General features: G+C 73.6%; 9 protein-coding genes. 6 read left to right on the top strand and 3 right to left on the bottom strand.

Translation table 11 applies throughout. From position 1 onward, the window contains the following. Positions 1-122: 122 nt before the first annotated feature. Complete coding sequence (locus ACFYOU_RS28410; RefSeq protein WP_391309508.1) at positions 123-497, bottom strand: FKBP-type peptidyl-prolyl cis-trans isomerase; 375 nt, start codon at positions 495-497, stop codon at positions 123-125. Between the two features lie 223 nt (positions 498-720). Here ACFYOU_RS28410 and ACFYOU_RS28405 point away from each other — a divergent pair, with 223 nt between their 5' ends. Further along, a complete protein-coding gene (locus ACFYOU_RS28405) occupies positions 721-1,710 on the top strand; it encodes an RICIN domain-containing protein (RefSeq protein ID WP_391309506.1) in 990 nt (329 codons plus the stop codon). Between the two features lie 60 nt (positions 1,711-1,770). Here ACFYOU_RS28405 and ACFYOU_RS28400 read toward each other — a convergent pair whose 3' ends face one another. Continuing rightward, complete coding sequence (locus ACFYOU_RS28400) at positions 1,771-3,051, bottom strand: hypothetical protein (RefSeq protein ID WP_391309503.1); 1,281 nt, start codon at positions 3,049-3,051, stop codon at positions 1,771-1,773. A 300-nt stretch (positions 3,052-3,351) separates the two neighbouring features. Then, entirely contained in the window at positions 3,352-5,232 is a 1,881-nt protein-coding gene (locus ACFYOU_RS28395; RefSeq protein WP_391309501.1) for a BTAD domain-containing putative transcriptional regulator, read from the bottom strand. A 235-nt stretch (positions 5,233-5,467) separates the two neighbouring features. On the opposite strand from ACFYOU_RS28395, the gene ACFYOU_RS28390 reads away from it, so the two are divergent. The 5 genes from ACFYOU_RS28390 to ACFYOU_RS28370 all read left to right on the top strand — a co-directional run bounded on the left by ACFYOU_RS28390 (position 5,468) and on the right by ACFYOU_RS28370 (position 21,454). After that, the gene (locus ACFYOU_RS28390; protein WP_389768113.1) at positions 5,468-5,992 is read left to right on the top strand and encodes a hypothetical protein; all 525 of its coding nucleotides are present in this window, start codon (positions 5,468-5,470) and stop codon (positions 5,990-5,992) included. After that, entirely contained in the window at positions 5,989-6,747 is a 759-nt protein-coding gene (locus tag ACFYOU_RS28385; RefSeq protein ID WP_391309499.1) for a 4'-phosphopantetheinyl transferase superfamily protein, read from the top strand. The genes ACFYOU_RS28390 and ACFYOU_RS28385 overlap by 4 nt, the downstream gene beginning before the upstream one ends. After that, a complete protein-coding gene (locus ACFYOU_RS28380; protein WP_391309497.1) occupies positions 6,744-8,123 on the top strand; it encodes a PfaD family polyunsaturated fatty acid/polyketide biosynthesis protein in 1,380 nt (459 codons plus the stop codon). Before ACFYOU_RS28385 ends, ACFYOU_RS28380 begins: the two co-directional genes overlap by 4 nt. 66 nt (positions 8,124-8,189) lie before the next feature. Further along, positions 8,190-9,050 (top strand): ACP S-malonyltransferase, encoded by an 861-nt coding sequence (fabD, locus tag ACFYOU_RS28375; protein WP_391309496.1) that lies wholly within the window; start codon positions 8,190-8,192, stop codon positions 9,048-9,050. A gap of 5 nt (positions 9,051-9,055) precedes the next feature. After that, on the top strand, positions 9,056-21,454 hold the full coding sequence (locus ACFYOU_RS28370) for an SDR family NAD(P)-dependent oxidoreductase (RefSeq protein ID WP_391309494.1): 12,399 nt from the start codon (positions 9,056-9,058) through the stop codon (positions 21,452-21,454).

The following is a 21,454-nucleotide window of genomic DNA, read 5'->3' as shown; positions in this document are numbered from 1 at the left end:
GCGTCCGGGGCCGCCCGTGCCGCCGGCCCTATGCGCGGGTGGTGACGGGACCACGCCGACGGCCCGGGAGGCCGGCCGTACGCAGCCCTGTCCGCTTCCCGGCCGAGGGCAACGCGCCTGCCTCAGACCGAAAGCAGGTCGACCACGAACACCAGGGTGGAGTTCGCCGGGATCAAGGGCGAGGGCGACTGCTTGCCGTAGCCGAGGCGCGGGGGAACGACGATCTCGCGCCGGCCGCCGACCTTCATCCCCCGCACCCCCCGGTCCAGGCCCTTGATGGCCCGGCCCCCACCCACGGCGAACTTGAACGGCTCGCCCCGGTCCCAGGAGGTGTCGAACTCCTTCCCGGACGCGAAGGCGACTCCGACGTAGTGGACCCGCACCACCCTGCCCGGCTTCGCCTCGGCCCCGTCACCGACGACCAGGTCCCGGAGGGTCAGCTCGGTGGGAGCGGCCCCCTCGGGCACCTCGACCTCGGGCTTCGTCGGTCCGCTCATCGCCACCTCGTCGCTCTCCGCCGGCAGCCCTCGTTCGGAACGGCCGGCCGCAGGGGCGTTCCCTGCGGTACGTGGTCACGTTACCGAGGCTCCCGGAGGACCACGTCGGACCGGGCTGTCGTCACCGGGTTCGCCACGCGTGCGACGGGTGAGGCTTCGGACACCCGGAGGATGACGGGATTTGGTGTTGGCCGGCGGGAGCGTCCCGTACAGCATGCTGACCATGCCGCCTGCCCCGTCGCCCCGACAGCCGCACGAAGTGCGCAGCTCGGCCGAGTTCATGGCGCTGCTGCGACAGCTCAAGGAACACTCGGGTCTGACCTACCGGCAGTTGGAGGAGAAGGCGGCGGAGCACGGGCACGTGCTCGCCCGCAGCACCCTCGCCGATGCGCTCAAGCGGGACTCGCTACCGCGACCGGAGATGCTCGCGGCCTACCTCCACACCTGCGGGCGGGGCGCGGAGGTCGGGTCATGGCTGCGGACCAGGCAACGGCTGGCCGACCGCGTCACCGACGGGTCGTGCGACGAGGAACCGCGGGCCGACGAGCCGCGCAGCGGCGGGCGCAGCCCGGAGCGCGCCCCCTCGCCGGCGGGGCGGCTGCGCATCGCCGCCGCGTGGCAGCGCCGCCTCGTGCCGCCCGCGTTCCTCGTGTTCTTCGCCGTGGCCACCCTGTGGTCTCCGGGAACGGGAGGGCTGTTCTTCGGCGCCCGGGGCGAAGGGGCGGAGGTCCGGGACACGACGGTGTTCCGTGACGGTTGGGTGCGCATCCGCCCGGCCCGTTCACCGGACCTGTGCGTCACGGAGGGACGCGACCACGAGCGTCGGTACCACAGCGCTGTCGCTGTCCAACGGCCGTGCACGGAAGCCGAACCACCACAGACGTACGTGGAACGGGTCACCGGTGACCGCCACTACATCCAGTGGCACCACCCCGTGCTCGGCAAGGGCTGTCTGACCGTGCTGACGGCGGAGAAGCACGTGGTCCGAGGCATGCTCGAACCCTGGCCGAGTTGCCAGGAGGACCGCACGTCCCAGCAGTTCCGCTTCGAACCGGCATCAACCTCGGGGACGGACGGCCACCGGGTACGCGTCGTCAGCACCGACCGGTGTCTGGGCATCAGGGCGGGACGCACCGTCTCCGGCGCGGAGGTCGTCCAGGAGACCTGCACGGGGGAGGCCAGCCAGCTCTTCCGGATAGAGGCCACGGACTGAAGTCCCGCGCGCGTGGCCCCCGCGCGTCCGGGGACCTCCCGAACGCACGGCGGGGCGGGTTCAGGGCGCGAACTGGTACGCGCCCGCGTCCGGTGCCGTGCTCGACACGGGGTCGCCCACGATGTCGGTCGTGTACTCGACCGGAACCCCGCGGCCGATCGCCGGGCTCCCCCCGGTCAGCCGGAGGTCGGAGGCCGAGACGAACGCCGGATCGGCCTGCACCGAGCGCGGGCCGAGCAGGAACTGCGTCTGTGCTCCGGCGTACACGCCCGCGTCCTCGTCCGCCCCGAGCCCGTCCTCGTAACCGGTCTTCCCGCCCGCCCTGATGGCGTTGTTCCGCAGGGTGAGGACGTCCGGGGAGCAGCCCGCGTAGCAGACCCAGCCCTGCGCCTGGGGCCCCGGCAGGTCGACCGAGTTGTTCAGCGCCCGGGTGCCGTTGACCGGCCCCTCGCCGGTCCCCGCTCCCCGGGTCACCAGGAAGGCACTGGCCGGGTGCACCGAGGTGACGGCGTTGAACGCGAAGACGTTGCCGTCCGCCGTCCTGCCCGGTCCCCTGCCGAGTTCGGTGAAGGTCTCGTTGTCACGGGCGGTGTTGTACTCGACGCGGTTGCGGTCGCCGTTGAAGACCTCGACCGCGGCGCCGTCGTGCCCGAAGTCGTGACTGACGGCCCGGGAGCCCGTGATCAGATTGTGGGTCACGAGGTTGTCGTCGCCGTTCAGCAGGACGCCGAACGCCCCCGAATCGTCCCAGCCGCCCGGGGTGTTCACGCTCATCTTGTTGTTGTCGACGAGGGTGCTGTCGCGCACGGTGTTGTGATGGGCGGTGTCCGCGATGGAGATCCCGGCGACGTTGTCGTCGGCCTGCACCGCGGTCAGGGTGGTGTGGCTGCCGCGGATCTCGAAACCCGCCCAGAGGCAGCCGGAGGCGCGCAGCGAACCGATGCGCCAGTGGGCCCCGGTGACGCGTACGCACTCGGACACCTGACCGCCGACGACCGGGAGGGCGGCGGAGCGGTCTCCGTACGCGGTGACGGTGAGGGGTGCGGTCGGCGTACCGCTGGACGTGAGCAGCAGTGACCCGGTCCAGGTCCGTCCGCGCCGGAAGGCGACGGTGTCTCCCGGGGCGAGGGCGGCGGAGTTGACCCGGGCCAGGGACTTCCACGGGGTGGTGGCCCGCGTACCGCTGTTGCCGTCGTTGCCGGACGAGGCGTCGACGTAGTACGTCGTCCCGGGGGCCCGGGACGCGGCGTGCGCTCCGGGCGCCGTGGCGAGCACCGCGGGCAGGAGCCCCGCGACGGAGAGGAAGAGGGCGGCGCGGCCCCTGCCGGCAGACGGATTCACAGGTCCTCCAGGGTCCTGGGCGGGTCGTCCGGGAAGCGTTCGGGCGGTCCCGCCCGACGCCCGCCAGGATGGGACCGGCGAGGGCGCGGTGCAAGGGAACGGCGCTGTCCCGGACAGGGCGCGGCTGTCCGGGTCGCGCGCCCCGGTGGGGAGTTCGGCGTGCGCACGGGCTCAGGGCGGCGCGCAGCCTCGTGCTGGGCGGCGGGGGCGTGGGTCTGGTGGACGGTGGGTGGCCGGTCGGCCGAGGCCCCTCCGCGTCGCTGCGGTGGACCGGTGCTGCGGTGGGCCGGTGCTGCGGTGTCAGGCCCCTCGGCCCGGGGTGGCGGCCACGGCCGCGTTCGACCGGCCACCCTGTTCCAGCGCGTAGCAACGGACCAGCGAGTGGGCCGTGTACTCGTGTGAACCGCTGTCGTCCAGCAGGTGTTCTTCGGCGAGGGCGCTGAGGATGTCCTGCGCTTCCCGCGGGGTGCACTTCGCCTGCGCCGCGAACTCCTCGGCGTGGAAGGGATCGGCCGACAGCATGCCCAGGGTGGGGAAGGCGCGCCGCGCCCGGCCCGGCAGGGCCTTGACGGAGGTGTCCAGCAGCGCACGGACCGAGGCGGAGCCGAAGGCGCCGGTCCGCAGCAGGTCCAGCGGGGAGGTGCGGTCGAGTTGCGCCACCATGGCGGACAGCGGCTCCCGGGGGCGGCGGTGCAGTCGGACGGCGAGCACGTGGAAGGCGTAGGGGAGGCCGCCGCAGGCATCCGCCAGCAGTTCGGCGGCCTCGGGCTCCGCGTCCGTGCGGGAGGGGCCGACGAGAGCGGCGAGCAGATCGGTGGCCTTGTCGGGAGGCAGGTGCGAGACGGTCAGCGGGTGGACCTCGTGGCGGACCGTCAGACGGTCGAGCCGTCTTCGGGTCGTGATGAGGGTGGCGCAGCCGCGGCCGCCGGGCAGCAGCGGTTCGACCTGGTCGGCGGAGGCGGCGTCGTCGAGCACCAGGAGCAGCCGCTGGTCGGCGACGACCGAACGCCACAGTGCGGAGACCTCGTCCACGTCGTGCTGGGCGAGCGGGACGGGGATGCCCAGTTGCCGCAGACAGCGTTGGAGGGCGGCCGCGGGGGTCAGTGCGGGCCGGCGCGGGTCGCTGCCGTGCAGGTCGAGGTACAGCTGTCCGTCGGGGAACCCCTCGCGGGCGCGGTGCGACCACTGGAGGGCGAGGGCGGTCTTGCCGATCCCCGCCATGCCCTCCAGGAGAACGGTTCGGGACTGGCCGGATTCGTACGGGGACTGCGTCAAGATCGCGTCAAGGAAGCTTAGTTCCTGGTGGCGCCCGGTGAAGCCGCGGCAGAGCGGGGGCAATTGGGCGGGCCGGGTGACCGGCTGCGGCTGGATCGCCGGCTCGCGCGGCGGCGCACCGCCGGCCCCGTCCTGGCCGTGCGCGTCGGTCGCCCGGAGCAGTTCTTGGTACAGCTCCTGGGTGGCGGGGCTCGGGTCGATGCCGAGTTCTTCGGAGAGCAGTCGGCGGGTGCGGTCGTAGCGGGCCACGGCCTCGGCGCTGCGGCCGCTGCGGTGCAGGGCCGTCATCAGGTTCCGCAGCGAGACCTCGTCGTACGGGCGGCCCTTGGCCACGGCCTCCAACTCCGGCAGCAGGGTGACGTGTCGTCCGGCGCGCAGTTCCGCGGCATGGCATTCCATCAGCGCCGCCGTCCGTTCGGCGGCGAGGGATTCCCGGACCGCCTCCACCCAGCGGCCGGTGAGTCCGAGCAGTGGTTCACCGCGCCAGAGCGCCAGTGCGGCACGGTAGCGCTCGACGGCGGCCGCGGGGTCGGAGGCGCGGTTGCGGGCGGAGACGACGAGGCTGCGGAAGCGGTGCAGATCGACCTGCGGGGGATAGACCCGGGCCATGTAGCCGCCCGACGAGCGGACGATGGCGGGCATGTCGGTTCCCTCACCGTCCTGCCCGGCTGTGGACAACAGCCGACGGATGCGGGCCACGTAGCTGTACAGAACTGCTCTTCCGGTGGGCGGAAGGTCCTCGTGCCACACGCGGTCGAGGAGCGAGTCCAAGGGGATGACCCGGTTCGCGTCGACCAGGAGGGCGGCCAGTACGCACTGCTGTTTCGCAGGACCGAGCCTGATCTGCCGGTCCCCGTGATGCGCGGTCATGGCTCCGAGCAGGTTGAAGCCGATGGCATGAGACACAGCGGTTCCTTCATCGGTAGTGGGGGGCTTGTCGAAACCACGTGCCTCATCTCAGCACGTGACGCAGCCTTCCCGGTAGGAGGCCATGGCCACAGGGGTGCAGCGAGGGTATGTCGTCAGCCATTACAGATCTCTGACAGATTTGCTCAATATCCGTCAGACAGCATGTGCCTAACGATCAGAAGTAATCACAGGGCTGATACGGGCCGACCGGCCGACAGATTGGCGGATACTCATGGTTACCGATCCGACCGCTGCAAGCGAAACCGCAGAGCTGCCCGGCCTCACCGAAGCCGAGCGCATCATCGTCGACGGAGTCGCCGAGTACTACTGGCAGAACGACGGGATGCCGCACGAACGCGGACGCGTCATCGGATGGCTGATCATCTGTGACCCGACCGAGCAGACGACCGCCGAACTGACGGCCCGCCTCGGCACCACGCGCGAGGCCATCGACCGGGTCGCCGACCAACTCGTCCCCGCCCATGTCGTGCTCCGCAGGGACCTCCCCGGAACCGACGAGTACGCCCTCTTCATGAACAACGAGTCCTGGCCCAACGCCGTGCTCGAAGTCTTCGCCAACATCCCGGAGTTCGACCGGATCCTGCGCGACGCCCAACACACCCTCAAGGACGAGGACCCGGAGCGGACGCAGCGCCTGGACCGCACCCAGCACCTCTTCGGATTCATCGCCAAGGAGGTCCCGGAGCTGCTCGCCAGCTACGCCGCCCAGGAGGAGGCCGCGGCGAAGCCCTCGTGACGGGGGTCCGGGACGGCCCCCCACGACCGTCGATCCGGGAACTGCCCTCACCCGAACCCGATGTGGTGCTGCGCCTCGCCCGGCTCCCCGGCACGGTGGACGAGGCGGCCGGACGGCACCGGTTCCGTGTCCTGTCCGACCCGGAACGACGGCGCGCCGCCCGCTTCCGCCGACAGGCCGACCGGGACGAGTACGTCCTCGCCCACTGGCTGCTGCGGCTCACCTTGTCCACCGGCACGTCCGTACCACCGCAGAGCTGGGACTTCACCCAGGAACAGCACGGCAGACCCCGGATCGCCCGTCGCTTCGGCGACGCCCGCCAGTTCAGCCTCTCCCATGCGGCAGGCACCTGTCTGGTCGCCGTCTCCACGGGGCGACGGGTCGGGGTGGACATCGAACGACGACGGACCGCGGACGGACCGCGGGCGCTCCTGCGCAACAGCCTCTCCCCCGACGAACTGACGAGACTGGCCGCCCTGCCCGCCGAGCAGCGGGAGTCCGAGTTCATCCAACTGTGGACGCTCAAGGAGGCCCTGGCCAAGGCCGTGGGCGCCGGACTGCGCCTGCCGTTCGCCGACCTGGACTTCTCCCGGCGCAACGGCCGGCCGGTGCTGGGCCGCAGCGCCACCGTGCCCGCGCCGGAACTCTGGACGTGCCACTGCCTCGACGCCCCAGCGGACTTCCGCGCCGCCCTGTGCGTGCGCACCGCGCACCCCACGACCGCCGTGCCTATCCGAGGAGTACGGGAGACATGACCACCCTGGACGGGGTCGCACCGGCCGGAGTCCGGCCACCCGCCGAGGCGCTCGGCAGCGCGGAGTTCCGCCGTCGCCACGGCGTGCGCCTCGCATACGTCACCGGCTCGATGTACAAGGGCATCTCCTCCGCCGCGCTCGTCGGCCGGATGGGCCGGGCCGGCCTCCTCGGCTACTTCGGCACCGGAGGTCTGCGCCCGGAACACATCGACGAGGCCATCGGGCGCATCCGCGAGGCCGTCGGCCCGCACGGCCCGTTCGGCATGAACCTGCTGGCCAACCCCGAGGACCCGCGCCGCGAGGAGGGGGCGGTCGACCTCTTCCTCGCACGGCGGGTACGGCGGGTGGAGGCCGCCGCCTTCCTCCAACCGAGCGCGGCCCTGGTCCGCTACCGGCTCAGCGGTGTGCACCGGGCCGCCGACGGGTCCGTCGTCGTGCCCAACTCCGTGCTGGGCAAGGTCTCCCGCCCCGAAGCCGCACGGTCGTTCCTCGCCCCCGCCCCCGCCCACCTGGTCTCCTCGCTCGCGGCCTCGGCGGCCATCGGTGCGCACGAAGCGGCACTGGCACCGTACGTACCGATGGCCGACGACCTCTGCGTGGAGGGGGACTCGGGCGGCCACACCGACCAACGGCAGCTCATCACCCTGTTGCCCGAGATCGTCCGCATGCGGGACCGCACCGCGGCGGGACGGACGGTGTGCATCGGCGCGGCCGGAGGCATCGGCACCCCGGAAGCGACCGCCGCGGCCTTCCTGCTGGGCGCCGACTTCGTGCTGACCGGCAGCATCAACCAGTGCACCGTGGAAGCGGGCACCGCCGACGACGTCAAGGACCTCCTCCAGGCCGCCGGCGTGCAGGACACCGCCATGGTCCCGGCCGGCGACATGCTGGAGATCGGCGCCAGGGCGCAGGTGCTCGGAAAGGGGCTCCTCTTCCCCGCCCGCGCCAACAAGCTCTACGAGCTCTACCGGCGCCACGACTCCCTCGAAGCCATCGACGCCCCCACCCGCCGACAACTCCAAGAACGCTTCTTCCGCCGCAGCTTCGAGGAGATCTGGCAGGAGACCGCAGCGCACTACGCCACCCGGGACCCCCAGGAACTGGCCCGCGCCGAAGCCGACCCCAAACAGCGGATGGCCCTGGTCTTCAAGTGGTACTTCGTGCACTCCACCCGGCTGGCGATGGCCGGCAGGAGCGAGCGACGGGTGGACTACCAAGTCGCCTGCGGACCCGCCATGGGAGCGCTCAACGGGTACGTCGCCGGCACCTCGCTGGAGAACTGGCGCGCCCGTCACCCGGACACGCTCGCCGACCTGCTGATGGCGGAGGCCGCGGAACTGCTCCGCGTCCGGCTGACCCGACTCGCCGCGCACTGAACACGGCCGCCCCGCGCCGCCCGGCCGTCCACCGGCGCCCCACCGACCCCCCCCGGAGTGACCGTCATGACGCTCGTCCACCTCTTCCCCGGCCAGGGCGCCCACCGGCAGGGCATGGGACGTGACCTCTTCCCCCGCTATCCGCACCTGGTACGGCGGGCGGACGCCCTGCTCGGCTACTCGATCGAGGAGCTGAGCCTCGACGCACCGGCCGACCGGCTCTCCGACACCCGCTACACCCAGTGCTCGCTGTACGTGGTCGGGGCCCTGGGCTATCTCGACCTGGTCCGGGAGAGCGGCGAGGTGCCCGACTACCTCGCCGGACACAGCCTCGGCGAGTACGTGGCCCTGTTCGCCGCGGGCGCCTTCGACTTCCTCACCGGACTCGAACTGGTGCGGTACCGCGCCGAAGCCATGGCCAAGGCGGGGCCCGGTGCGATGGCGGCCGTCATCGGCCTGACCGAAGAGGCACTGCGCGAAGCCCTCCGGGAGGACTCCGAGGTGGACATCGCCAACCTCAACGCCCCCACCCAGATCGTCATCTCCGGCCCCGCAGAAGACGTACGGGAGGCGAGCCGGTCCCTGAAGGGACGCGCGGAAGCCGTCATCCCGCTCAAGGTCAGCGGCGCCTTCCACTCGCGGCGGATGACCGCGGCGGCGGAGGAGTTCGGAGAGACCCTGCGCCGTCACCGCCTCGCACCGCTGCGCATCCCGGTCGTGGCCAACACCACCGCCCGCCCGCACACGGACGACCGGCTCGCCGACGAACTGCGGCGGCAACTCACCTCACCGGTGCGGTGGACCGAGACCGTGCGCTTCCTGCTGGAGCGGCCCGAACCCGTGCTGCGCGAGGTCGGCCCCGGCCAGGTGCTCACCGGACTGGTCCGGAAGATCCGTGAAGCCGCACCCGTCGGGGCGGAGAGGTGACCCGAGTGACCGCGACCGAGTTCCACGTCACCGAGCAGGACGTACAGCGCTTCGCAGCGGCCAGCGGTGACGTCAACCCCCTGCACACCGATGCGGGTTACGCAGCCAGGACGTCCTTCGGCGCACCGATCGCCCACGGTGCGCTGGTCACCCTGCACGCGCTGGCGGCCCTGCCCGGCCGACGGACCCCGCGGCGCATCACGGGCATCACCGCCCGGTTCCACGCACCCGTCCATCCGGGGCAGACCCACCGGCGCACCGTCGAGCGCACCGAGGACGGGTTCGGCGTCCGGGTGACCGACGGAAGCCGTCTGGTGCTGGACCTCACGGTGCGGACCCTGCCGGGCCGGCCCCGCCGCGACACCCCGGCGGACGTCGCAGGACCCCGGCGCGCGGACTGCGACCACGTGCCCGTCGAGCGGACCCGCGTCGGAGAACGGCGGGAGGTCGGCTGCCCGGCCGCCGTCGACCAGTGGCGGGAACTGCTGGCGACGACGGGCGCCGAAGCCGCCGGCATCACGGTCCGGCACGCGATGCTGCTGGGCTGGGCGAGCTATCTGGCGGGCATGGAGGTACCCGGCCGGGACGCGCTGGTCTCCGGACTCTCGCTGCACTTCGACGACTCCGTGGACGGAACGTCCGGTCGACTCCGGGTCCGTGCGGCCGACGACCGCTACGGCCGGATCGATCTGACGGGCGCACTGCCCGGACACGGCCGCGTCGACGTACGGGTGCTGGCCCGCCGCACGGTGCCCGCACCCGACGTCGCCCGCCTGCGCGAACTGATGCCCACCGGCACCCCCGGCACCGGCCGCACCGCACTGGTGGTCGGCGGCAGCCGCGGCCTCGGCGCGAGCCTGACCCAGGCCCTGGCCCTGGCCGGCTACACCGTCTACCTGGGCCACCGTCGCAGCGCGGACGACGCCGCGGGGGTCCGTGCCGCCCTCGGTGCACTCTCCGAACGGGTGCACCTGCTGCCCGGCGACGCCGCCGACGGGTCCTGGGCGCGGTCCGCCCGGGAACGGATCACCGCCGAGCAGGGACGCCTGGACCTCCTGGTGCTCAACGCCTTCCCGCCGGTCACCCAGCTCACCCTGGAACCGGAGACGGACGGGCGCGCCGCCGACTACCTGCACGACGCCCTCCGACTCGCCCGGGTGCCGCTCGCGGCCCTCCTGCCGGACCTCGCGGAGAACGCCGGCCACCTCGTCGCCGTCTCCACCGCATGGGTGGACACCCCACCGCCCGGCTGGTCCCACTACGTCACCGCCAAACTGGCCCTGGAGGCTCTGGTGCGCGCCGCCGCGGCGGAACGGCCCCGACTGCGCTGCACCGTCGTACGGCCGGGACGGATGCGTACGGCGTTCTCCGACTCCGTCCTCGGCGCGGACACCGTGCTCGCCACCGAACAGGTCGCCGCCGCCGTCGTGGACGGCCTCCACACCGGAACCCGCCCCGGACGGGTCACGGTCCTCGACCGCTTCGACACCGCTGCCCCACCCGCCGCCGGGCGCCTGGTGATCTCCGCGACCTTCACCACGGACCCGCTGGTGGACGGAGTGCGGGCCTGGACGGAACGCCTGGGCCTCGGACTGGACGTCGTGTGCGCCGACTACGGCCAGGTCTTCCAACAGCTGCTCGACCCCTCCAGCGAGAGCGGCCGCAACCCGGGCGGCTGCAACGTCGTCCTGCTGCGCCTCGACGACTGGCTCGGCGACGACGCCGAGCGCACGGTGGACGACTTCGCCGGAGCGGCCGCCCAACTGCGCGGCCGCTCACCGGTACCGCTGCTGGTGCTGCTCTGCCCGGACCCTCCAGGGTCGGACGCCGCCCGGCTCGCGACGCTGCGCGGACGGCTGGTCGACGCCTTGGCCGCAGCGCCCGGCGCACACCTGCTCGACGCCGAGCAGTGGCGGGGCGGTGGTCGCCCGATCGCCGACTGCCATGACGCCCGGCGCCTGCGCATCGCCCACATCCCGTACCAGGACGGCGGCTACGCGGCGCTCGCCACCGCGACGGCGAGGGCCGTCCGCGCGGCGCTCGTCCCGCCGGCCAAGGTGCTGGTGCTCGACTGCGACCACACGCTGTGGCGCGGTGTCCTCGGGGAGGACGGCCCGCACGCGGTGGTGGTGGAACCGGGGCACCGCCGACTACAGGAATGGGCGCTGGAACTGCGCTCCAGAGGCGTCCTGCTCTGCCTCGCCAGCAAGAACGAGGCCCGGGACGTGTCCGAGGTGCTGCGCCTGCGGGACGACATGCCGCTCGGCGAGGAACACCTGACGGCACGCCGCGTCGACTGGGAGCCGAAGTCCGCGAACCTCGCCGATCTGGCCCGCGAACTCGACCTCGGTCTCGACTCGTTCGTGGTGATCGACGACAACCCCGTCGAGATCGCGGAGCTACGGGCGGCCTGCCCGCAGGTGCTGTCGCTCACCTGCCCGGCCGACCCCGCGGACCTCCCCGGCTTCGTCGACCGCATCTGGGCCTTCGACCGCTTCGAGGTCACCGACGAGGACCGGGCCCGCGCCTCCTTCTACGAGGCGGCCGGCCGGCGCAGGGAACTGCGCGGGGCCTTCACCACCCTGGCGGACTTCATCCGGGACCTGGGCCTGTGCGTCGACGTCCGCCCCGCCCAGGGGGCGACCCTCACCCGCGTCGCCCAACTCACCCAGCGGACCAACCAGTTCAACGCGGCCCCCGTCCGGTACCAGGAGCCCGAACTGTCGGCGCTGCTCGCGGACCCCGCGGTGCGCTGCCGTACGGTCCAGGTCACCGACCGGTTCGGCGACTACGGGGTGGTCGGCGCCGCCGTGGTGCGCATCGACGGCCCGACCGCCGACCTGGAGATGTTCCTGATGAGCTGCCGGGTGCTCGGCAGGGGCGTCGAACACGCCTTCCTGGCCCGGCTCGCGGCGGAGGTGGCCGACGCGTGCACGGTGCTGCGGGTGACCTACCGGCCCACCGAACGCAATCTGCCGGCCCGGCGGTTCCTGGACTCGGTGGCCGGGGACCGGGCCCGGGAGCGGCCCGACGGATCGGTGGTGTACGAGCTGCCGGTCGAGGTCGCCGCTGCGATCGCGTTCCGCCCGGAGGCCGTCAGCGAAGAACCCGCGACCGAGCCCGCGACCGAGGGCGCGGCCCGGCCGGCGTCGGTTCCGGGGCACCGCGCACTGGCCGAGCTGGCCGAGGAGCGGTCGCAACCCGCCGTGGACGAGACGGCCCCGATCGCCGTCGGCCCGCGCGACCCCGACCAACTGGCGACCGGTCGACGGACCGCACTCGACCGCGTCGTGCAGGTCGTGGCCCGCACCCTCGGGCTGCCCGCGGCCTCCCTGAACGCCGACACCACGCTGGAGGAACTGCGGCCCTCCTCGCTCGCCGTCGTGGACGCCACGGTGGCCCTGGAGGAGTGGTACGGCGAACTGCCCCCCACCGTGCTGTTCGAACACCGCACGCTCGGAGCACTGGCCGACGCACTGGCTCCCGACGACCGGGCCGAGCCGCCCCGAGGACCCGTCGCTCCCCCCGCACCGCCCCCCGGACCCGCCGTCGCCACCCGTGCCGACACCGGCCCCCGGAGGAGTTCCGTCACCGCGGACCCCGACACCGACACTGAGGCCGTCGCCGGCGCCGTCGCCGTCATCGGACTGGCCGGGCGCTACCCCGGAGCCCGCGACGTCGACGAACTGTGGAACAACCTCCTCGCCGGACGGGACTGCGTCGGCGGGATCCCCGCGGAGCGCTGGAACCACGAGGCGCTGTACGACGCCGAAGGCGGCCCGGGCCGCACCTACTCGCGGTGGGCGGCGCTGATCGACGGCGTCGACGAGTTCGACTCCCTCTTCTTCGGGATCTCTCCCGCCGAGGCCGAACTGATGGACCCCCGCCAGCGGCTCTTCCTGGAGACCGCCCACCAGGCCCTCCAGGACGCCGGATACACCCCCGAGGGGATCGGCCGCAACACCGCCGTGTACGTCGGGGCGATGGCCAACGACTACGCGCTGTTCAGCGCCCGGGGCGCGCTCACCGGAGCCGCGCCCTACCCCTGGGCGGAGGGCTACCAGATCGCCAACCGGGTCAGCCACCTCTTCGACTTCACCGGTCCCAGCCTGACCGTCGACACCGCCTGCTCGGCTTCGGGCACGGCCCTGGAGCTGGCCTACGGCGCGGTGCTGCGGGGCGAGGTCACCGCCGCGGTGGCGGGCGGGGTCAACCTGGTGCTGCATCCCGCCCGGCACGTCCAGTACGCCCAGATGGGCATGTTGGCGCACGGCGGCCGTTGCCGGTCCTTCGGCGCCGGGGCGGACGGCTTCGTGCTCGGGGAGGGCGTGGGAGCCGTCGTGCTCAAACGGCTCGACCGGGCGTTGGCCGACGGCGACCACCTCCACGGAGTCATCCGCTCCGCGGTCGCCAACTCCAACGGCCGCACCCACGGGTTCACGGTTCCCAGCCCCGCGGCCCAGGCAGCCCTGGTGCGCGAGGCGCACCGGGCCGCCGGAGTCGAGCCCGAGTCCATCGGCTACGTCGAGGCCCACGGTTCGGGCACCTCGCTCGGCGACCCGATCGAGGTGCGGGGGCTCACCGAGGCGTTCGGGGGCCCGCGGGAGCAGGGGCGCCGGTGCGGGATCGGCAGCGTCAAGAGCAACATCGGCCACCTGGAATCGGCCGCCGCCGTCGCCGGGCTCACCAAGGTGTTGCTGCAACTGCGGCACCGCACCCTGGCCCCGACCCTGCACGCCGATCCGGCCAACCCGCACATCGACTTCTCGCGGACACCGTTCCGCCTCCAGCGGTCCGCGGAGCCCTGGCTGGCGCCGGACGGTCCGCTGCGCGCCGGGCTGAGCTCGTTCGGCGCCGGCGGTGTCAACGTCCACCTCGTGGTGGAGGAGGCACCGGCCACGCCCCGGACCGCCGGGGACGCCGCGGGCCGACCCCACCTGATCGTGCTGTCCGGCCGGGACGCGGCCGACCTGCGCGACTACGCGGGCCGGCTGCGGTCCGCGCTGTCGGCGGGGCCGGGACACCGGATCGCCGACCTCGCGTTCACGCTCCAGGTCGGGAGGCAGCCGCGGGACGAACGGCTGGCGTACCCGGTGACGGACCTGCCGCACCTGCTCGCCACCCTCGAACTGATCGCGGACGGCCGGTCCGCCGAGGTGGCCGGACTGGTGCACGGGCGGATCGGGGACCGCTCCCCGCTCGGCGACGTGTTCGGTTCGGGCCCGGAAGGCGTCGCCTTCCTGCGGGAGCGGCTGCGTGCCGGGGACCTGGCGGTGGCCGCCCGACTGTGGACGCACGGCGCGAACCTGCCCTGGGAGGAACTGACGGAGCCGGGGTGCCGACGGGTGAGCCTGCCGCCGTTCCGGTTCGCGCCGGTCACACACTGGCTCCCGGCCGGGGTGACCGCCGCGGTGCTGCCGAGCGCGGGGGAACCCCGGGGCGCGCAGGACGTGTCAGAAACGGTGCTCTACCGCGCGGCATGGGTGCCCGCAGCCTCGCCGGAGCCCGGCACGCCACCCCCCGCGCACGACGGGCCGTTCGTGGTGACGGTCGGCGGTGAGCCGCCGACCCGCGGTGCCGGAGCGCGGCCGGCCGTGACGACGGCGCACGCCGTGGACACGGAAGCCGTCCTCGGTCTCCTGGAGGCCCGCGCGGAGCCGACCCTCGTCCTGGACCTGCGCCCCTACCTCGCGCCGCCGCTCTCCTTGCAGGCCGCCGCCGACCTGCCGTTGGCGCTCGCCCGCTGGTCCTCCGCGCACGGACACCCCGTCGCCTGCACGGTGGTGTGCCGTCCCGGTGACCCCGCCGTGACGGCGCTGGACGCACTCGGCCGGTCCCTCGCCCTGGAAGGGGTGCGGCTGCGACTCGGCCGGATCGAAGTGGCCGACCCCCAACTCCCGCCGGTGCACGACCTGCTGACCGAGGCCCGCGGTCCGGACCGCCAGGTCCGACGGCTCGGGGCGCAGCGCTGGACGCCCCGGTCCGCGGCGGTGGCCCAGGTCCCCGCAGCGCCGTCCGGGAGCGCCACGCCGGCGCGCAGCAGCGGTGCCGTCGGCGGGGTGCTGATCACCGGTGGGCTCGGCGGAGTGGGGCGGCTGATGGCGGCCCATCTGGCCGAGCGGCACCGGGTGCCCGACCTCGTCCTGCTCGGCCGCTCGGACCCGTCCCCGGACACCGAACGGTTCCTCACCGGCCTGCGGCGGCACGGGACGCGCGCCCACTACCTGCGGGCCGACGTCAGTGACGAGGGCTCCCTCGACGCCGCCCTGGTCCGCGCCCGCGAACTGACCGGCGGCCTCCGGGGCGTCATCCACGCGGCGGGTGTCGTCGACGACGCCCCGCTGGCGGCCAAGACCCCCCGGTCACTGCGCTCGGTCCTGGCCCCGAAGGTGGACGGCACCCTGCTCCTCGACCGCCTGACCGCCGCCGACCCCCTGGACTTCCTCCTGCTCACCTCCTCCTTCGTCGGTTGGACCGGGAACGCCGGCCAGTGCGACTACGCGGCCGCCAACCGCTTCCTCGACGCCTTCGTCGAGCAGCGCGAGGAACAGCGGCTCCAGGGCCTGCGGCACGGGCGCACGGTCTCCGCCGCCTGGCCCCTGTGGCAGGACGGCGGCATGCGGATGCCCGCGGACGTCGTACGGCTGACCGAGACCACCACCGGACTCAGGCCCATCACCACGACCCGGGCGCTGAGCGCACTCGACGTGTTGCTGGAGGCGGATCCGGGTGCCTACCTCGTGGGTCACGGCGACCAGGACCGGATCGCCGCGGCGCTCGGCACGGACCCCGGCGCCGGTGCGGTCGGGCCCGTGGCGGTCGACGCCGAGGCACTGCGCGAACGGCTGACGGCGGAGGTGTCCGCCCTGCTGAAACTGGGGCGCAACGCCCTGGGGGCGGACGAACGCTTCGGTGACGTCGGCATGGACTCCGTCCTGACCATCCGGCTCGTCAACCGGCTCAACGAGTTGTTCGGACGCGATCTGACACCGGTGACCCTGTACGAGCACCCCACGGTCGCCGCGCTGGCGGCACATCTGACGACGCATCAGGGTCAGGCGGTCGTCCCGGGGCCGGACGCGTCGTCCCACCCTTCGCGGACCGTCCCCGTCCCCGTACCCGTCCCTGGCCCTCTTCCCGGCACCGCACCGGACACCGTCCCCGTCCCCCCGGAACCCGCCGTTGCGGGGGCGGAGCCGATCGCCGTCATCGGCATGGCCGGGCGCTTCCCCGGTGCCGACGACGTCGACGCGTTCTGGGCGAACCTGCTCGCCGGGCGCGACTGCGTCGGACGCGCACCGGACGCGGACCCGGGCGAACGGGTGGGCGGGCCGGTGCGGTCCTGGGCGGACGGCTCCGGTCCGCAGGGCGGCTTCCTGACCGGTGTGGACGCCTTCGACGCGCCCTTCTTCGGCATCTCGCCGCGCGAGGCGGCCCTGATGGACCCCCAGCAGAGGCTCTTCCTCCAAGAGTGCTGGCACGCCGTCGAGGACGCCGGCCTGGACCCGCGCGCCCTCGCCGGCTCGCGCACGGGCGTCTACGTCGGTGCGACGCTCAGCGACTACACCGAACGGCTCACCCGCAGCGGGGACGCCGCCCACGCCCAGCTGGCCCCCGGCAACGTGCACGGCGTCATCGCCAACCGCGTCTCGCACCAACTGGACCTGCGCGGCCCCAGCGAGGCGGTCGACACCGCCTGCTCCAGCTCCCTGGTCGCCCTGGACCACGCCGTGACCGCCCTGCGTTCCGGCAGCTGCGACCTCGCACTGGCGGGCGGGGTCAATGTGTTGCTGACGTCGACGTACTTCGATTCGCTGGCGGGCGCCGGGATGCTGTCCGCCACCGGCCGGTGCCACTCCTTCGACCGGACGGCGGACGGTTACGTCCGTGCCGAAGGCGTGGCGGCCGTCCTGCTGAAGCCCCTGGCCCGGGCGCTCGCCGACGGCGATGCCGTGCACGCCGTGATTCGCGGCACCGCCGTCAACCACGGTGGTCGGGCCCACTCGCTCACCGCGCCCCGGCCGTCCGCCCAGGCCGAGGTGATCACTGCCGCGCTGCGGGACGCCGGTGTGCCGGGCTCCTCGCTGGCGTACGTCGAGACGCACGGCACCGGTACCGAGCTGGGTGACCCGATCGAGATCGAGGGACTGCGCACGGCCCTCGGCGGTCCGGGCGCGTCCCCGTCGCCCGGCTGCCTCCTCGGGGCGGTGAAGGCGTCCACGGGCCATGCCGAGTCGGCCTCCGGCATGGCCGGGCTGATCGCGGTCATCCAGGCGATGCGCCACCGCACCCTGCCGGGCACCCCCCATGTGACCGAGCTGAATCCGCACATCGACCTGACCGGGGGCGTCCTGCGGCTGGCCGCCGACCCGGAACCCTGGGAACGGCGCCATCCGGACGAACCCCGGCGCGCAGGCGTCAGCTCGTTCGGCTTCGGAGGCACCAACGCGCACGCCGTCCTGGAGGAGGCTCCCGAGGTCCCGGCCGCTCCCGTCGTCGGACCCGGGCCCCAGGTGGTGACCCTCTCCGCGACGGACGACGAGCGGTTGCGCGCCTACGCGGAGCGGCTGCGGGCCTTCCCGTTCGACGATGACGTGACGCTCGCCGACCTCGCCCACACCTCCCGCACCGGGCGGACCGCCCTGCCGGGACGGCTGGCCGTGGTGTGCCGCGACATCACCGAACTGCGCGCGAAACTGGGCGACTTCCTCGCCGGACGGGACCACACCGGACCCGCTGGCGACCCGCTCGCCCCGGCCCTGGCCGAGGCGGTGCGCACCTGGACGGCCGGCGACCGGGTGGACTGGGCGGCCCTGTTCCCCCGGGGCGGGCGGCGGGTGCGCTTCCCGCTGTACCCGTTCGACACCCGACTGCGCTACGGACCCCCGGGCGCCGGGGAGAGCGCACCCCCGGAGCTCGACGCATCCGCCCCCGCTCCGGGGACCACCCCGCGCGCAGGGCGGGCGGTCCCCGGCCCCACCCGCCACGAGCCCGCACTACTGGTCCGTGAATGGCGCCCCGTGCCGGCCCCGCCCGCCGCGCCGCGCGACCGCCGTCAGGTGAACGTCGTCCTCCTCGGGCGCGAAACCACCCTGCCGGTGACCGCCGCACTGCCGGGCGCGCAGGAGGCCGACTGGATCGTCGTGCGGGAACGTTCGACCCTGCCCCGGCTCGGGAAGGACGAGTACGAACTGGATCTGGACGACGGTGCGGCGGGCCGCGCACTCGGGGAACGACTGCGCGCCGCCCACCCCCGGGTGGACGCCGTGGTGGACCTCGTGGATCTGGCCGGTCCGCCCACGCTGGCGCGACAGTTCGGACGCCTGGGGCTGCTCCAGGCGCTGGTGTCCACGTCCGGTGGCCGACCGCTGGCACTGGTGCACCTCGCGCCGGCCACGAGTGAGGCGCCCTGGCCCGCGGCAGCCCGGATGGCGGGTCTCGTCCGGTCGATCGGCGCCGAGTACTCCGACGTGTCGGCCGTCACGGTCGAGTGCGACGCGCCGCTCGCCGACGGCGAAGCACTGGTGCGCCTGGTGTGCGGGGAACTGGCGCTCGGCGCGGGTGAAGGACCGGAAGGACCGGAAGGACCGGAAGAATCGGAGATCCGACTCACCGGCGGCGGGCGGCTGGCGCCCCGGTGGGTGCGGCTGCCTCAGCACGGGCAGCAGCCGCTACGGGTCGACCCGCACCGGACGTATGTGATCACGGGGGGCACCGGCGGACTCGGTCTCGCGAGCGCGCGGCGGCTGGCCGAACGCGGCGCCCGGCGGCTGGCGCTGATGGGCCTGCGCCCCCTGCCCCCGCGCTCCGCCTGGAGCCCGGACACGCCCGACGAGCGGGTCGCCGCACTCCTGCACCTGGAGCGCCTGGGCGTCCACATCGCCGTGCACGGCGGTGAGTTGACGGATGCGGCGGAGTTGCGCGCCTTCCTCGGTCGGGTCCGTGACGACCTCGGGCCGATCGCGGGCGTGCTGCACTGCGCCGGGTCGGTCGAGCGGAAGACCCCCGCATTCGTCCGCAAGGAACTCGGTTCGATACGGGACACCTGGCGACCGAAGGGCGAGGGACTGCTCGTACTCCTCGACGAGTTGCGCGCGGACGAACCCGACTGGATCGTCCTCTTCTCCTCGCTGTCGGCCGCCCTGCCGAAGCTGGCCGTCGGCCTGGCCGACTACGCGGCGGCCAATGCGGTGCTGGACGCCGTGGCGGAGCGGGCCACCGGCCGTACCCGCCACGTCTCGGTGGGCTGGGGGAGTTGGACGGGCGCCGGCATGGGCGCCGTGCGCAGTCCGCGCTACTCCGAGCTGGGGTTCGCTCCGCACACCGTCGAACAGGGCCTGGACCTTCTGGAAGCCGCCTTGGCGTCCGGCCGCTCGCACCTCCTGGCGGCCGCGGTCGACCCGGCGGTGTGGCCCGCGCCGTCGCCCGCTCACGAGGACGAGGAGGGACGGGTGCACGAGGACGCGCCTGGACACGACGACGAGGTCGGGGACGCTGTGGAGAACGACCGCCCGACGCTCACCGCCGTCGCCGGGGCCGTGGCCGCACTGCTGGCCCGCGTGCTGCTGATGCCGGTCGAGAAGATCGACCACCGCACGGACTTCAGCCAACTCGGCGTCGATTCCATCCTGGTCGCCGGCATCGTCGCCGACCTCGAGGAACGCATCGGCGAGCCCCTGTCGCCGTCCCTGGTCCTGGAGTACCCGACGGTGGCGCTGCTGGCCGCGCACCTGGTGGCGGAACACCCCGTCGGAACGGCCCGCTGGACCCGGCCGGACGGGGAGGTCGAGCCCGCCCGGCCCGCCGCCACCCTCCGTACGGAGGCCCGCCCGACGGCATCCGACCCGGTCGTCCGCGGCGACGGTGACCCGCGGCCCGCCCCCGGACCGGTGGCCGTGATCGGTGCCGCCGGTCGTTATCCCGGAGCTCCCGATCTCGACCGCTACTGGGAACTGCTGCGCGAAGGGCGCAGCGGGATCACCGAAGTCCCCCGCTCCCGCTGGGACCACCGCCACCTGTGGTCGCCGCAGCCCGCACCCGGTCGCAGCATCAGCAAGTGGGGCGGATTCCTCGACGGCATCGAGGAGTTCGACCCGGAGTTCTTCGACATCGCACCCGCCGACGCCGCCCACGTCGATCCGCTGATCCGGCTGTCGTTGGAAACCGTGGAACAGACCCTGCGCGACGCCGGCCATCGCCGCGAGGACGTGGCCGGCGGACGGATCGGCTTCTTCATGGGCTCCGGCACCAGCACCTACGGCAGCCGGGTGCCCGTCCCGCACCGCAACACGGTGACCGGCCTCAACCAGAACTTCATCGCCGCCCACGCCGCCCACGTCTACGACCTGCGCGGGCCCCATCTGACGGTCGACAGCGCCTGCTCCTCCGCACTGTCCGCGCTGTACCTCGCGCTGCGGGCGCTGGACGCCGGAGACTGTGACGCCGCGCTCGTCGGCGGCGCCGACCTGCTCCTGGACGAGACCCCCTTCCTGAAGCTCAGCGCCTCCGGGGCGCTCTCCCCCGACGGCGCCTGCCACGTCTTCGACGCCGCGGCGAACGGCATCGTCCTCGGTGAGGGCGCCGGAGCCGTGCTGCTGAAACCACTGGACCGGGCGCTCGCCGACGGCGACCGCATCCACGCCGTGATCGAGTCCTGCCAGCTGAACAACGACGGCCGGACGATGGGACTGACCACCCCCAGCCCCCGGGCCCAGGAACAACTGGTGGCCGACACCCTGGCCGCCGCCGGCGTCACCGCGGACACCGTGACCTACGTCGAAGCCCATGGAACGGGCACGATGATCGGCGACCCGATGGAACTCCAGGCGCTCACCCGTGCCTTCCGCCGCACCTCGGACGCGGTCGGCCACTGCGCGGTCGGCAGCGTCAAGTCCAACATCGGACACCTGCTGATGGCGGCCGGCATGGCCGGACTCCACAAGGTCATCCTCTCGCTGGTCCACCGCACCCTCCCCCCGACCCTGCACTGCGACCGGCCCAACCCCCGCTTCTCCTTCGCCACGTCGCCCTTCCACCCCGCGCTCGCCGCCGCGCCCTGGGAACCGGAGTGCGGTGTCCGGCGCGCCGGGCTGAGCGCCTTCGGCTTCGGCGGCACCAACGCCCACGTACTGGTCCGTGAACTGCTGCCCGAGGAACGGACGGCGTACCGGCCCACCCGCACGCCCCGCCCGCCGGCCGCTTACCGCCGCGCCCGCCACTGGATCGACGGCCCGGAGCCGCCGGCCCCCCGGCGAACCGCCAGACCGCTGCTCGCACTGGAGCCGGAACCCGGTCTGCCGCTGCCCACCGCACCCGACCCCGGCCCCTCCGTACCCCCACCAAGCCCCCGGCCCCCGGCCGTGCCCCGCAGACCCGTGCTCGAACTCCACGAGGAGCTGACCTGA

The organism is Streptomyces sp. NPDC005955 (assembly GCF_042871255.1).
GTDB lineage: Bacteria > Actinomycetota > Actinomycetes > Streptomycetales > Streptomycetaceae > Streptomyces.
Note: the sequence above shows the minus strand (reverse complement) of the source record. Positions and strands in the feature narration are given on the sequence as shown.

Bases quoted from the DNA above. Each gene is read 5' to 3' on its own strand.
- ACFYOU_RS28410 (WP_391309508.1), bottom strand. From the start codon at position 497: ATGAGCGGACCGACGAAGCCCGAGGTCGAGGTGCCCGAGGGGGCCGCT.
- ACFYOU_RS28405 (WP_391309506.1), top strand. From the start codon at position 721: ATGCCGCCTGCCCCGTCGCCCCGACAGCCGCACGAAGTGCGCAGCTCG.
- ACFYOU_RS28390 (WP_389768113.1), top strand. From the start codon at position 5,468: ATGGTTACCGATCCGACCGCTGCAAGCGAAACCGCAGAGCTGCCCGGC.
- ACFYOU_RS28380 (WP_391309497.1), top strand. From the start codon at position 6,744: ATGACCACCCTGGACGGGGTCGCACCGGCCGGAGTCCGGCCACCCGCC.
- fabD (WP_391309496.1), top strand. From the start codon at position 8,190: ATGACGCTCGTCCACCTCTTCCCCGGCCAGGGCGCCCACCGGCAGGGC.